This is a genomic window from Streptomyces sp. NPDC015144, from assembly GCF_043079735.1.
In the GTDB taxonomy this organism is placed as follows: Bacteria; Actinomycetota; Actinomycetes; order Streptomycetales; family Streptomycetaceae; genus Streptomyces.
This window is the reverse complement of record NZ_JBIBUU010000014.1, coordinates 78,914-92,934: the sequence shown is the minus strand read 5'-3', so window position 1 is coordinate 92,934 and position 14,021 is coordinate 78,914. Positions and strand designations below refer to the sequence as shown.

Here is a 14,021-nt window from a genome sequence, read left to right as displayed (position 1 = left end):
CGCGCGCCCCCTGGAGCCCGTACGGCTCCGCCCCGCGCTCCGCCACGGACCGGATTCCCGCCGGTCTTTGCCTGCACGACCATTCCTGACGAGCCGTCAGTTCAGTAACCTGACAGAGTGTCAGCTTTTGTTGGCCGTACAGGAACCCCGACGGACCTCAGGCAGGAGTGGGCGAACGATGCTTGGATCGACTCACGGCACCTTCACCACCGACTTCCGCGCCAGGGTGGTGGCCTGCGGCGAGGAGCCGCACGCGGCCGTCCACAGCGTGACGGTCGAGGCCACCGAGGAACGCGTACCGGACGTCAGCGGCCGGCCGCTGTACGCTCCCGTGCCGGACCTGGACCGCTTCTTCCGGCCCGAGTCCGTGGCCGTCATCGGCGCCTCCGACGCCGAGGGCCGCCCCAACACCGGCATCACCCGGCAGCTGATCGGCTGGGCCGAGCGGGTCGGGGCGCGGCTGTATCCGGTGCATCCGACGCGAAAGTCGGTGTTCGGGCTGGCCTGCTCGCCGTCGGTCGGGGAGCTGCCGGAGCAGGTCGATCTGGCCGTGCTCCTGGTCGCCGACCCGCTCCCGGTGATCGAGGAACTGGCGCAGGCCAAGGTGCGGTTCGCCGTCGCCTTCGCCTCCGGGTTCGCCGAGACCGGCGAGGAGGGTGCCGCCGCGCAGGCCCGGCTGGCCGAGGCGGTGGAGCGGTCCGGGCTGCGGCTGCTCGGACCGAACACCAACCTCAACGCCTTCGAGCGGTTCCGGGACGACCTGGAGGGCCCGGCCATCGCGCTGATCACCCAGTCCGGTCACCAGGGCCGCCCCCTGTTCACCCTTCAGGAGCTGGGCGTACGGCTCTCGCACTGGGCGCCCACGGGCAACGAGGCCGATCTGGAGACCGCCGACTTCATCGCGTACTTCTCGCAGCACCCGGAGGTCGGGGCCATCGCCTGCTACGTGGAGGGGCTGAAGGACGGGCGGTCCTTCCTGCTGGCCGCGGACCGGGCGGCGCGGGCCGGGGTGCCCGTGGTGGCGGTCAAGGTGGGGCGCACGGAGACCGGGGCCCGCACGGCCGCCTCGCACACCGGCAAGCTGACCGGCGCCGACCAAGTGGTGGACGCGGCGATGCGGCAGTTCGGCGTGATCCGGGTGGACGGGCTCGACGAGCTCCAGGACACCGCGACCCTCCTCGCCCGCGCCCGCGCTCCCCGGGCCGAGGGCGTCGTCGTCTACTCGATCTCGGGCGGCACCGGGGCGCACTTCGCGGACCTGGCGACCGGCGCCGGGCTGGACCTGCCCACCCTGTCCGAGGCGAAGCAGCGCGAACTGCACGAGTGGATTCCCGCGTACCTGAACGTGGCGAACCCGGTGGACAACGGCGGCCATCCGGTCGGCGACTGGCGCGGCCGGAAGATCATCGACGCGATCCTCGCCGACCCCGCGGTCGGCGTGCTGATCTGTCCGATCACCGGCCCGTTCCCGCCGATGAGCGACAAGCTCGCCCAGGACCTGGTGGACGCGGCGGAGACCACGGACAAGCTGGTGTGCGTGGTGTGGGGCTCGCCCGTCGGTACGGAGGACGCCTACCGCACGACGCTGCTGGGCTCGTCCCGCGTCGCCACCTTCCGCACCTTCGGCAACTGCGTCACCGCCGTGAAGGCGTACCTGGACCACCACCGGTTCACCGCGTCGTACCGCTCCCCCTTCGACGAGGCGCCCCGCACCCCCTCGCCGTCCTTCCGCAAGGCGCAGGCCCTGATGCGGCCGGGCCGCCGGCTGAGCGAGCACGCGGCGAAGCAGCTGCTGCGGGCGTACGGCATCCGCGTACCGCGCGAGCAGTTGGTGACCAGCGCCGCGGCGTCCGTCCGGGCCGCGGGGCTGGTCGGCTACCCGGTGGTCATGAAGGCGTCGGGCGCGCAGCTCGCCCACAAGACCGAACTGGGTCTGGTCAAGGTCGGGCTCACCTCCGCGAGCCAGGTGCGCGACGCCTATCGCGAGCTGACCGACATCGCCCGGTACGAGGGCATCGAGCTCGACGGGATCCTGGTCTGCCAGATGGTGGAGCGGGGCGTCGAGATGATGGTCGGCGTCACCCAGGACGCGCTGTTCGGCCCGACGGTGACGGTCGGGCTCGGCGGCGTCCTGGTCGAGGTGCTGCACGACACGGCGGTGCGGGTGCCGCCCTTCGGTGAGGACCAGGCCCGCTCGATGCTGGCCGAACTGCGCGGCCGGGCCCTGCTGGAGGGCGTCCGGGGCGGTCCGCCGGTGGACGTGGACGCGCTCGTCGAGGTCGTGCTGCGGGTGCAGCGGATGGCGCTGGAGCTGGGCGACGACCTCACCGAGCTGGACATCAACCCGCTGATGGTGCTGGGGCGGGGGCAGGGCGCGGTGGCGCTCGACGCGCTCGCCGTCTGCCGCTGACCGACCACCGCCGCCCCGCCGCGCGAACCACCGACCACCCCCCAGGAGCCCGCCCATGCCGTCCTCCCCCGAAGACACCACCGAGTCCACCGGATCCACCGGGGCCGCGGGCCCCGCCGATCCGCACGCTCCCTTGGTACTGCACACCACTGACAACGGCGTCCTGCGGATCACCCTCAACCGGCCCGAGGCGATGAACGCCGTCACCTGGGAGCAGCGGGAACGCGTGATCGCCCTGCTCGCGGACGCCTCGGCCGACCCGGCCGTACGGGCCGTCGTCCTCACCGCCACCGGTCGCGGCTTCTGCGCGGGCGCCGATCTGCGCGGCTCGTCCCCGGCCTCCGGCGAGCGGGTGCCGGGCGACGTGGCCCGGACGATCCGGCTCGGCGCGCAGCGGCTGATCGGCGCGGTCCTGGACTGCGAGAAGCCGGTGATCGCGGCGGTCAACGGCACGGCGGCCGGGATCGGCGCCCATCTCGCGTTCGCCTGCGATCTGGTGCTGGCCGCCGAATCGGCCCGGTTCATCGAGGTGTTCGTGCGCCGCGGTCTGGTCCCGGACGGCGGCGGGGCGTATCTGCTGCCCCGGCTGATCGGCCCGCAGCGCGCGAAGGAACTGATGTTCTTCGGCGACGCGCTCCCGGCGGTGGAGGCGGAACGGCTCGGGCTGGTCAACCGTGTCGTGCCGGACGCGGAGCTGGCGGCGACGGCGACGGAGTGGGCGCGGCGGCTGGCCGAGGGCCCGACCCGGGCGATCGTCCTCGCCAAGCAGCTCGTCAACGCCTCCCTGGACGCCGACCGCGCGACCGCCTTCGCCGCCGAGGCGGCCGCCCAGGAGATCAATATGACGACGCGGGACGCCCAGGAGGGGGTGGCGAGCTTCGTCGAGCGCCGGAAGCCGGAGTTCCGGGGACGGTAGCGCTTCCGGGACCGGGCGCTGTCAGTGGCGGGTGGCAGCATCGGGCCCATGACGGAGACGACACCGTTCGACTGGCAGCCGTTCCTGCTCAGGTGGAGTGCGGAGTGGGCGGACTCCCTGACCGACGACGAGACGCGGAGCGCGGACGACGAAGCCGCGCGGCGGGCGCGGTGGCTCGGGTTCCCACCCGCGTCCGAGGAGCGGATCGCGGCCGTGGAGAAGCGCCTCGGCCGCCGACTGCCCCCGTCGTACCGGGAGTTCCTCCGGGTCAGCGACGGATGGCAGCACGCGGGCGGTTTCGTCTGGCTGCTGGCGGGAAGCGCCGAGGTCCACTGGCACGACGACGAGTCCGGGCTCGCGGACATCTTCGAGGAGTACCTGGACGAGGACTCCGATCCCGAGGAGTGGCGGGAGGCGGGCGTCTGGCGGCGCGGGCTCCGGATCGACGTCGAGGCCGACGCCATGCACGTCGTCCTGGACCCGGAGGACGTGGACGAGAACGGCGAATGGGCCGTGTACAGCTGGGCGAGCTGGCGGGCCGCGCCGCCCGAACGCTACGCGGACTTCGCCGCGTTCATGCGGGAGATGCACCGGGAGTTCCACAGCCTGCGGGCACATCCGGCCGACGGGGAGCCGGAGTTCGTCAACGACACCACACGGGAGCAGGACGCCCGGATGGAGCGGGCCCGGCAGGCGGCGCTGCGCGGCGACTGGGAAGGGGCGCTGCCGCTGCTGGACGAGGCGAAGGAGTACGGCAGGCCGCGGGCGGTCTGCCTGGGCGACCAGATACGCCGCCTGCTCGGGGAGACCGGCACGGTACGTCTCGACGACGTGGCGGCCGACCTCCGGTACGCGCCGGACCTGCTGCCCGTACTGGTCGCCGCACACGCGGCGCACCCTCTCCGGAACGACTCCACGCTGACGTTCCACATGCGGGGCGCCGGTGAGGAGGTGGTGGCCTCGGCCCGCGCGATGCTGGAGGAGATGCGGGCCGGCACCTACCGGTACGCGCCGGCCGGGCCGTTCGGGGCGGCGGTCGGGCGGGCGCGGGAGCTGGCGCGGTGGGGCGACTGCGACGCCGCGTGGCGGACGCTGGCGGACGCCCTGCCGGACTGGCTGCCGCTGGGCCCGGACCACCTGGCGCCGCTGGGGTGGCTGGCCGATCCTCTGCTCGGCCCCCTGCTGACTCCGGAGCGGGGCCGCGAGCTGCTGTCCACGCCCCGGGGCGGTCAGCGGGGCGCGTCCCCCGCCCGGACCGCCGGCCTCGACCCGGAAGGCCTGGCCTGGCTCGCGGACCCGGACTCCCACGACCGTCCGTCCTCCTACCGGTTCGTCCTGCTGGAGGGCGTGGCGCCGGCGGATCTGCCGGGACGCCTCGCGGACGGGGACGGGGCGGGGCTGGAGGCCCCCATGACGCCCGCCGAGACGCGTCGGCGCGCGTTCCACGGAAGGTGGGAGTTCTCGTCCTACGACGACCGGGCCCTCGTAGCGGTCGGCCGGGCCGGGGACCGTTGGAGCTTCGCCTTCGACGGCGACCCCGCGCACTTCGACGCGGACCGGTTCGTCTCCCCGGCCGTCGCCGCGAGCGCCGGTACCGGCACCCGCGCGGTGGTCGTGTGGTGCGGCTCCCCGCGCCCCGGACGCGGGGAGCCTTTCCTCCACCTGTCCGTGGCCCGGGACGGCGTCGAGCAGTACGCCTTCACCCACGCGGACGGGGAGACGCACCGCACCGGGGAGATACCCCGGTCCCTGGACCCCGACCGGCTCTTCGGCCCCGGAAGCGGCATCGCCGGGGAGCGGGCGCTGCTGGAGGCCGTGTCCGAGGAGTTCGGCGTCCGGCTGCCCCGTCACGCGCTCACGACCGGGCGGCTGCACACCTTCACCACCCGCTCGTGGACGCGCCCGCCGGGGGAAGGGGAGGGGTACGCCGTGATCAGGCTCGGCCGGGAAGCCCCGTCCTGACCGACGCGTACCGGTAGTCGCTCGGCGTCATCCCGTACGCGGCGCGGAACAGCCGGCTGAAGTGGGCGGGCGCGGCAAGCCCCCGGCGGGCGGCGATCGTCTGGATCGAGCAGTCGGCCAAGCGCGGGTCGGTCAGGTCCGCGCGGCAGCGTTCGAGGCGTCGGTGGCGTATCCAGGCGGCGGGCGAGGTGCCGTCCCGCGCGAACAACTGCTGGAGCAGGCGCAGCGAAATGTGGTGGGCGTCCGCGACGGCCTGCGGGGTCAGCCGGGTGTCGGCGAGGTTCCGCTCCACGAACGTGCGGATCTCCATGCGCAGGGTGCTGTTGCGGGTCTCCGGGGGCACGGCGCGTTCGGCGTCCAGACAGCGGCCGATCACGGAGGTCAGGAGATCGGTCGTGACCGACGCCAGGGTGGGCACGTCCCGCGAGGTGAACTCGTGTGCGCGGCGGTGCAGATCGGTGATCCAGCGGCCGAGGACGGCCTCCAGGCCCGTGCCGCCGGGAATCGGCACACCGATCAGTGGGCGCACGAGTCGCTCCGGCAGCGGCAGCAGGGCGCGGGGAACCGTGGCGACGACGGAGGACCATGTGTCCGGGCTGGCCCGGATGGTGACGTCGAGGGGCCGGCTGCTGTCCGCCAGCACGAGGTGGCCGGGACCGTACGCGCGGACGCCGTCGGCGTGCGTGAGCCGCCCGGTCCCGGAGATCACGTACTGCACCTGGTAGACCTCCGGGTCGTAGCTCCGGATCAGCCGCGGTGTGCGCACCACGTCCAGGTGCGGCAGGGCGAGGGCGGAGATCTGGGCCTCGCCCAGGGCCAGCAGCCGCATCCTGGCCCTGAAGTCGTCCCGCATCTCGCTGCGCAGCACATTGCGCAGATGGGAACGGCACGCGATCTCCTCCCACAGGGCGAACCGCTCGGGAGCAGCCACCGTCTCCGTCGTGAACTCCGACACCAGCATCCCGCCCCCCCAGCCACGTCGCCCCGGCGCATGCCCGGTCCGAGCGTGCCCGGACGGGCGGGCGGAGTGCGAGAGGGAGACCGGCCGTTTCCTCGCGGACGGGATGCCCCGGCCCGCACGCCCCTTGCCGGGCCGTGCGCGGACCGGCAAGGGGCGTGCGGGCATCGTCAAGGACTTCGCCCGGCCCGCTCGACATGCTGGAGCCGTCACCACGAACCGGACACCAGCCAGAGGAGCCGATCGATGAACAAGCGCTACCTGGGCGTACTGCTCGCCGCCGGGGTCACCGCCGCGGGCCTGATGGTCCCGGCCACCGCCCAGGCGACCGCCCCGGCGGCCAAGGCCGGGAACTGCCGGGCGCACGCCCACTCGGCCAAGGACAACGTGACCCGCGGCAAGCCGTCCAAGTCCAGCGTCCCGCTCCGCAGCGCGGGCCCCTACGCGGACTGCTCGATCGACGGGTACGTGGCCGACAGCGTCACGCTCGTCTACCACTGCACGACCACGAACGACCTGGGCAGCAAGTGGACCTGGGTACGCATCCCCGGCGCCGAGGGCGGCTGGATCTACAACGAGAACCTCAGCCCGAAGGGGACCAGCAAGACCTGCTGACGGGGGCGCGGGTGCCCGCCCCGGCGGGTACCCGCGAGCAGGACTGGGCGACGGGCCCCGCCCCGACGACCGCCGGGGCGGGGCCGGACCGGCACTTGCAAGCTGCCGGTCCGCGCGCCTTCCCATCTGATGAGGTGTCAGTTCTAATCGAAGGGTGATGGGACACGCAGGCATGGCCGCCATAGCCGTCCGGTACCTCGGGTCCGTCGGCACCGCCACCACCGCCGCCGACGCACAGGAGGCGCCGGTCGAGCCGCTGCCGCGCCCGCATCTGCGCGCCGTCGCGGAAGGGGAGCGGCCGCCGGTCGAACCGGGCGAGTTCCGCCGGGTGCTGGGGAGCTTCGCCAGCGGCGTCACGATCGTCACGGCACACGATCCGGACGACCCGGCGGGCCCGGCGGGCTTCGCCTGCCAGTCGTTCGCCTCGCTCTCGCTGGATCCGCCACTGGTCACGTTCATGGTGGCGCGTACGTCGACGACCTGGCCGCGGATCGCCCGCGCCGGGGCCTTCTGCGTCAATGTGCTCGGCGCGGACCAGGGCGCGCTGTGCCGGGGCTTCGCGGTGAGCGGCGCGGACAAGTTCGCGGGGGTGGCGTACGGGCCCGCCCCGGTGACCGGTTCGCCCCGGCTCGACTCGGTGGCCGCCTGGATCGACTGCCACATCCAGGCCGTCCACACCGGGGGCGACCATCTGATCGTGGTCGGCCGGGTGGCGGCCCTGGGTGCGACGGACGGGGCCGTTCCGCTCCTGTTCCACCGGGGCGCCTTCGGCCGCTTCGCCCCCCTCGACGGCTGACCGCCGCGCCCTTCAGGGCGTGCGGACCCGGCGGATGACCAGGGCCATCAGGGCCGCCGTCGCGCACAGGGCGCCCGAGGCGTACCAGACCACGTCGTACGTGCCGAAGGTGTCGCGCGCCACGCCGCCCAGGAAGGCGACCAGGGCCGCGCCCACCTGGTGGGAGGCGAGCACCCAGCCGAAGACGATGGCGCTGTCGTCGCCGTAGTGCTCGCGGCACAGGGCCAGCGTCGGCGGGACGGTGGCCACCCAGTCCAGGCCGTAGAAGACGATGAAGAACACCATCGGCGGGTGGACCTCGGGGGCCATCAGCATCGGCAGGAAGAGCAGCGAGACGCCGCGCAGCGCGTAGTAGGCGGCGAGGAGCCGGCGGGCGTCGAAGCGGTCGGTGAGCCAGCCGGAGAAGACGGTGCCGATGATGTCGAAGACCCCGATGACGGCGAGCAGCGAGGCCGCGGCGGTGATCGGCATGCCGTGGTCGTGGGCCGAGGGCACGAAGTGCGTGCGGATCAGGCCGTTGGTGGAGGCCCCGCAGATCGCGAACGTGCCGGCCAGCAGCCAGAACGGCCCGGTGCGCGCCGCGTCGGCGAGCACCCGCAGGGTCCGCCGCGCCGCCCCGCGCGCGGGCGCGGGCTTCTCCTCGTACGTGCCGCCGTACGGGGCGAGGCCCACGTCGGCCGGGTGGTCGCGGAGCAGGAACCAGACGAACGGGACGACGGCCAGGGCCGCGAGCGCCACCGTCACCGAGGCGGGGCGCCAGCCGTGGTGGGCGACGATCCAGGCGCAGAGTGGCAGGAAGACCAGCTGGCCGGAGGCGCCCGCGGCGGTGAGGATGCCGGTGACCAGGCCGCGCCGGGCGACGAACCAGCGGTTGGTGACCGTGGCGGAGAAGGCCAGCGCCATGGAGCCGGTGCCGAGGCCGACGAGCACGCCCCAGTAGATCATCAGCTGCCAGGACGCGGTCATCCAGACGCTGCCCAGCGCCCCGGCCGCCACCGCGCCGAGGGCGACGGCCACGACCCGGCGGATCCCGAAGCGGTCCATCAACGCGGCGGCGAACGGCGCGGTCAGCCCGTACAGCGCCATGTCCACGGAGACGGCGAGTCCGATCTCCCCGCGCGACCAGCCGAACTCCTGGTTGAGCGGGTCGATGAGGAGGCCGGGCAGCGAGTTGAAGGCGGCGCCGCCGATGATCGTCACGAAGGTGACGGCGGCGACGATCCAGGCGCGGTGGACGCGCCGGACGCGGGAGCGGGACGGCCGTCCGGGAGCCTCGGACGCACCCCGGGTGGCGGTGTCGGTTGTCTGGGTCACGTCACCCAGCATCGGAGCGGGGCGCACCTCCTCACGAGTGGCCGGAGGGACACCCTTCGCAGGAATCGGGCCACCGCCGCACCCGGTGCCACCGGGCCGCCGCCGCCCACGCGCACCCTGCCCCCACCGCGTACCAGAGCAGGTCGGGGGCGTTGAAGGTCGAGCCGAGCACCAGCCGCGCCACCGTGCTGTGCCGGGCGAGATCGGCGGGCACCCCGGTCAGTTGCAGCAGCTCCACCGCCCAGCTGACCGCCAGCCCGGTCCCGGCCACGACGGCCGGCCGGGCCCCGGGCGCGACCACGGCGACCAGCGCGCAGATCAGCACGGTGTAGAGCGCGTCCCCGGCGTACTTGGCCAGGTCGCCGTCCAGGACCGCCCGGACGCCGAGCCCGGCGAGCACGGTCAGCACGGCGGCCCCGGCCGCGACCGCGCGGGCGCGCCGCCCGGAGGCCGTGAAGCCCCCGCCGCACCCGTCGCACCCGCCCCGTCCTGTCACGCGATCCGCTCCAGCCGGCTGATCGGCCGGGCCACCAGCAGGACCGCCACCACCAGCAGGTTGATCACCGCTCCGGCGAGCAGTACCTCCGGCGCACCCAACCGGTCCGCGACCGGCCCGGCCAGGGCCCGGCCCGCCGCCAGCATCAGCAGCGAGCCCGCCACGTCGTAGGCGTGCAGCCGGTTCAGCGCCTCGGGCGGCACATGGGTCTGCACCGTCGTCGACCACATGACCAGCCAGAACGCGAACGCCGCGCCCGCCACGAGCTGCCCGGCCGCGAGCGCGGGCACCGGCAGCCCGAGCCCCAGCGCCACCAGGTTCACGCAGACACCGGTGAGCGCGACCGCCCCCGCCGCGAGCGGACGGCGGGGCCGCAGCCGCAGGGCGAGCAGCCCGCCGACGACGCTGCCCGCGCCGTTCACCGCCATCATCACGCCGTACGTTCCCGAGCCGTGCGCCTCGGTGACCTCGATCGCGGTGAGCGGCAGCATCGGGCCGAGCACGGTGAAGCCGTAGACCGTCCAGATCGCGATCACCCCCCACAGCCAGCTACGGGCCCGGAACTCCCGCCAGCCGTCGACCAGTTCCGCGACGAATCCGCCGCGCACGGCGTCGTCCCCGGCGGCCGGGGCGAGCCGCATCAGGAAGAGGCAGATCCCGGAGACCAGGAACGTCGAGGCGTTCGCCGCGTAGACCGCCCCGGCGCTGGCCAGCCCGACGAGCATGCCCGCGAAGGCTGGGCCCGCCATGGTCATCAGCGCCTCGGAGACCCGGAGCACCGCGTTGGCCCGCTGGACGTCCGGGGCGACCCGGGGCACGGTCGAGGCGACGCCCGGCTGGAAGAGCGCGGCACCCACCCCGGCCACCGAGCTGAGCACGTACACCGCCCACAGCGGCGGGTTCCCGGTGGCGAAGGTGACGGCCAGCACCGAGGCGCCGACCAGCCGCAGCGCGTCCGCGACGACCATCATCCGGCGGGGCGTGAACCGGTCCGCGAGCACGCCGCCGAAGAGCACGAAGAGCGCCAGCGGCCCCATCCAGGCGGCCAGCGCGTACCCCACGGAGGAGTGCGGCCGGCCGGCCCCGAGCAGCCCGGCGGTGAGCGCCACCGGAATCATGCCGTCCCCGAAGAGGGCGGCGGTACGGGCGACGAAGAAGAGCCGGAAGTTACGGTTCCACAGCCCTTCGCCCAGGGACGGGTCGGACGGGAGGGACGGGAGGGACCGCGCGCCCTCGCCCTCCACGGCGGGAATGCGCGGGGGCCGCGCTGACTTTGCCTTCACGGGAGTGACATGTATCAGGGTTGAGGTCTATACCACTAGGGGGTGAAGGGAGTCCTGCGTATGCCACGTGTGCCGCACCGGGTCGTCGTCCTGGCCCTCGACGGGCTGCTTCCCTTCGAACTCGGCATCCCCCAGCGGATATTCGGCCGCGCGTTCGGCGTCGAGGCGCACAACGCGGGCCGCCGCCTCTACCAAGTCGTGACCTGTTCGGTCCGGCCGCCGGGCCCGGTCCGCACCGACGCGGACTTCACGATCGGCGTCGAGCACGGCCCGGAGGCGCTGGCCACGGCCGACACGGTGGTGATCCCGGCCAGTTACGAGCTGGGACCGGTCCACTCCGAGGGACGGCTCACCGGGGAACTGGCCGCCGCCTTCGCCCTGATCAGGCCGGGCACCCGGATGGTCTCGATCTGCACGGGCAGTTACGTACTGGCCGCCTCCGGCCGGCTGGACGGGCGCCCCGCCACCACCCACTGGTGGCACGCCGACCACTTCCAGCGGCTGTTCCCCGCCGTCCGGGTCGACCCGGACGTCCTGTTCATCGACGACGGGGACGTGCTGACCTCGGCCGGGGTGGCCGCCGGGATCGACCTCTGCCTGCACATCGTGCGCCGCGACCACGGCACCGCCGTCGCCAACGACGTCGCCCGCCGCACGGTGGTGCCGCCGCACCGGGACGGCGGGCAGGCGCAGTACATCCGGCGCCCGGTGCCGGAGTCGCGGCTCGCGGCCACGACGACCGCGCGGACCTGGGCGCTGGGAAGGCTGGAGCGGCCGATCCTGCTGCGCGACATGGCGCAGCAGGAGTCGATGAGCGTACGGACCTTCACCCGGAGGTTCCGGGAGGAGGTCGGGGTCAGCCCGGTGCAGTGGCTGACCCAGCAGCGGATCGAGCGGGCCCGGCATCTGCTGGAGACGACGGACCTGTCGGTCGACCAGGTGGCCCGGGACGCGGGCTTCGGCACGCCCACGTCACTGCGCCAGCACCTCCAGGCGGCGCTGGGGGTCTCCCCGACGGCCTACCGGCGCACCTTCCGCGCCAGTAGGCCGTCGGTGGGCTGAGGAACCCCCGGGGCCGCGCGGAGTCGAGGAACCCCAACGCCGCGCGGAGCCGGGGCCCCCCAGCACCGCGCGGAGCCGAGGAGCCGCCCCCGTGCCCGGCTCAGAACACCAGCACCCCGCGGGCCACCCGGCCCTGGTGCGCGTCCTCGGCCGCCTTGGCGAAGTCCTCCACCGGGTAGGTGGCGGTGACGAGTTCGTCCAGCAGCAGCCGGCCCTCCCGGTACAGCTCCGCGTAGAGCGCGATGTCCCGCTGCGGGCGCGAGGAGCCGTACCGGCAGCCCAGGATCGACTTGTCCAGGTACATCGTCGAGACCCGGAACGACGCCTCCGCCGACGCGGGCGGGACGCCCAGCAGGACGGCCTGGCCGTGCCGGTCCAGCAGGTCGATCGCGGTACGGATCAGCTCGGTGCGGCCCACGCACTCGAAGGCGTGGTCGGCGCCGTCCGGCAGGATGCCGCGCACCCCGTCCGCCGAGGTCAGGAAGTGGGTCGCGCCGAACCGCCTGGCCACGGCCTCCTTCGCCGGGTTGGCGTCCACCGCGACGATCGTCAGCGCGCCCGCGATCCGGGCGCCCTGGATGACGTTGAGCCCGATGCCGCCGGTGCCGATGACCACGACGGTGTCGCCGCGGTCGACCTTCGCCCGGTTGAGGACGGCCCCGACACCCGTCAGCACACCGCAGCCGATCAGGGCCGCCGAGGTCAGCGGGACGTCCGCCGGGATCTTCACCGCCTGCACGGCCTTGACCAGCGTCCGCTCGGCGAAGGCCGAGTTGGCGGCGAACTGGTACAGCCGCTCACCGCGCCGGCTGAACGGCTTCCTGGGCATCCCGATCGCCTTGCGGCACATCGTGGGCCGCCCCCGGTCGCACTGGGCGCACGCCCCGCAGTTGGCCAGCGTGGACAGCGCGACGTGGTCGCCGGGCGCCACATGGCCGACGCCCGCCCCGACCGCCTCCACCACGCCCGCGCCCTCGTGCCCGAGCACCACCGGCGCCGGGAACGGAATCGTCCCGTCGATCACCGAGAGGTCGCTGTGGCACAGCCCGGCCGCGGCCACGCGCACCAGCACCTCGCCCGGCCCCGGATCACGGATCTCCAGATCGTCGACGACCTCGGTACGCTCGCCGTCGAAGACGACGCCTCTCATCCCGTCTCCCTCGGTAGGCCGGGCGGTCTCGGCCGCCCGGCGAAGATGATCCGATCCGTCCGAGACGGAAGGGTCACGCGTTCGGCCGGGCCTTCGCCGCCGCCGCGGCCGCCATCTCCTCCAGCCGCGCCAGCATCGGCATCGGGTCGGTGCCCACCGTCCCCGGCAGGAAGTCCGCGATCCGCTCGGGCGTCCACGCCCCCTCGACGTATCCGGCCCGCAGCTCCCTCGGCTGGGCCCAGACCGCGATCTTCGGCCCCGCGACGGTGTACACCTGGCCGGTGATCCCCTCGGCGCGGGCCCGCTCGCTGAGCAGGTAGACCACGAGCGCCGCCACGTCCTCGGGCTCGCCGATCTCCTTCAGCTCCATCGGCACATTGGCGGACATCCGGGTACGGGCCACCGGGGCGACCGCGTTGGCCGTGACGCCGTACTTGTGCAGGCCGAGCGCAGCGCTCCGGACCAGCGAGATGATCCCGCCCTTGGCCGCGCTGTAGTTGGCCTGGGCGACGCTGCCCTGGTGGTTGCCGCTGGTGAAGCCGATCAGGGTGCCGCCGCCGTCCTGCTTCCGCATCACCGCCGAGGCGGCCCGGAAGACGGTGAACGTGCCCTTCAGGTGGGTGGCGACCACCGGGTCCCACTCCTCCTCGGACATGTTGAAGAGCATCCGCTCGCGCAGGATGCCCGCCACGCAGACCACCCCGTCGATCCGGCCGAACCGGGCGAGCGCCGTGTCGACGATGCGCTGTCCGCCCGCCATCGTGGAGATGTCGTCGGCGACCGCCACCGCCTCGCCGCCCGCCGCCTCGATCTCCTTGACGACCGACTCGGCGACCTCGCTGCTCGGCTCGCCGCCCTCGATGGAGACCCCGTAGTCGTTGACGACGACCTTCGCGCCCTCGGCGGCCGCCGCGAGCGCCACCGCCCGGCCGATGCCGCGTCCGGCACCGGTCACGGCCACCACCTTGCCTGCCAAGAAGTTCCCCATGCCCGGCCCCTTCCCGCGGTTTCTGACGGACCGTTAGATTTTATGGGCCATCAGGTCCACGAGCACAAGCC

At 73.8% G+C, this 14,021-nt stretch carries 12 protein-coding genes; 6 read left to right on the top strand and 6 right to left on the bottom strand.

Annotation, left to right across the window (positions count from 1 at the left end; translation table 11 throughout):
- The first annotated feature begins 178 nt into the window (after positions 1 to 178).
- Genes ACF08W_RS23375 through ACF08W_RS23365 form a run of 3 tightly spaced genes read left to right on the top strand, consistent with a single transcriptional unit; the run spans position 179 to position 5,288 of the window.
- Entirely contained in the window at positions 179 to 2,410 is a 2,232-nt protein-coding gene (locus ACF08W_RS23375) for an acetate--CoA ligase family protein (RefSeq protein ID WP_392280417.1), read from the top strand.
- Between the two features lie 55 nt (positions 2,411 to 2,465).
- Positions 2,466 to 3,326, top strand: a complete 861-nt coding sequence (locus ACF08W_RS23370; protein ID WP_392280416.1) for an enoyl-CoA hydratase/isomerase family protein — start codon at positions 2,466 to 2,468, stop codon at positions 3,324 to 3,326.
- 48 nt (positions 3,327 to 3,374) lie between these two features.
- Positions 3,375 to 5,288 carry an SMI1/KNR4 family protein gene (locus tag ACF08W_RS23365; protein ID WP_392280415.1) on the top strand — a complete coding sequence of 638 codons (1,914 nt, stop codon included), beginning with the start codon at positions 3,375 to 3,377 and terminating at the stop codon, positions 5,286 to 5,288.
- On the opposite strand, the gene ACF08W_RS23360 is transcribed toward ACF08W_RS23365, so the two are convergent.
- Positions 5,260 to 6,249 carry a helix-turn-helix domain-containing protein gene (locus ACF08W_RS23360; RefSeq protein ID WP_392280414.1) on the bottom strand — a complete coding sequence of 330 codons (990 nt, stop codon included), beginning with the start codon at positions 6,247 to 6,249 and terminating at the stop codon, positions 5,260 to 5,262. The genes ACF08W_RS23365 and ACF08W_RS23360 overlap by 29 nt on opposite strands.
- 243 nt (positions 6,250 to 6,492) lie before the next feature.
- Between ACF08W_RS23360 and ACF08W_RS23355 the strand changes: the two genes are divergently transcribed.
- Positions 6,493 to 6,861 carry an SH3 domain-containing protein gene (locus ACF08W_RS23355; protein ID WP_392280413.1) on the top strand — a complete coding sequence of 123 codons (369 nt, stop codon included), beginning with the start codon at positions 6,493 to 6,495 and terminating at the stop codon, positions 6,859 to 6,861.
- 172 nt (positions 6,862 to 7,033) lie between these two features.
- Positions 7,034 to 7,657, top strand: a complete 624-nt coding sequence (locus ACF08W_RS23350; protein WP_392280484.1) for a flavin reductase family protein — start codon at positions 7,034 to 7,036, stop codon at positions 7,655 to 7,657.
- Positions 7,658 to 7,669: 12 nt separating this feature from the next.
- Here ACF08W_RS23350 and ACF08W_RS23345 read toward each other — a convergent pair whose 3' ends face one another.
- The 3 genes from ACF08W_RS23345 to ACF08W_RS23335 all read right to left on the bottom strand — a co-directional run bounded on the left by ACF08W_RS23345 (position 7,670) and on the right by ACF08W_RS23335 (position 10,750).
- Positions 7,670 to 8,983 (bottom strand): MFS transporter, encoded by a 1,314-nt coding sequence (locus ACF08W_RS23345; RefSeq protein WP_392280412.1) that lies wholly within the window; start codon positions 8,981 to 8,983, stop codon positions 7,670 to 7,672.
- Positions 8,984 to 9,002: 19 nt separating this feature from the next.
- Entirely contained in the window at positions 9,003 to 9,380 is a 378-nt protein-coding gene (locus ACF08W_RS23340; RefSeq protein WP_392280483.1) for a DUF2809 domain-containing protein, read from the bottom strand.
- A gap of 83 nt (positions 9,381 to 9,463) precedes the next feature.
- Positions 9,464 to 10,750: an MFS transporter gene (locus ACF08W_RS23335; protein WP_385207838.1), complete on the bottom strand. Its 1,287-nt coding sequence runs from the start codon at positions 10,748 to 10,750 to the stop codon at positions 9,464 to 9,466.
- 69 nt (positions 10,751 to 10,819) lie between these two features.
- On the opposite strand from ACF08W_RS23335, the gene ACF08W_RS23330 reads away from it, so the two are divergent.
- Positions 10,820 to 11,812 carry a GlxA family transcriptional regulator gene (locus ACF08W_RS23330; RefSeq protein ID WP_392280482.1) on the top strand — a complete coding sequence of 331 codons (993 nt, stop codon included), beginning with the start codon at positions 10,820 to 10,822 and terminating at the stop codon, positions 11,810 to 11,812.
- Positions 11,813 to 11,912: 100 nt separating this feature from the next.
- On the opposite strand, the gene ACF08W_RS23325 is transcribed toward ACF08W_RS23330, so the two are convergent.
- Positions 11,913 to 12,962, bottom strand: a complete 1,050-nt coding sequence (locus tag ACF08W_RS23325; protein ID WP_352275931.1) for a Zn-dependent alcohol dehydrogenase — start codon at positions 12,960 to 12,962, stop codon at positions 11,913 to 11,915.
- A gap of 73 nt (positions 12,963 to 13,035) precedes the next feature.
- On the bottom strand, positions 13,036 to 13,950 hold the full coding sequence (locus ACF08W_RS23320; protein ID WP_352275929.1) for an SDR family oxidoreductase: 915 nt from the start codon (positions 13,948 to 13,950) through the stop codon (positions 13,036 to 13,038).
- Positions 13,951 to 14,021: the final 71 nt, after the last annotated feature.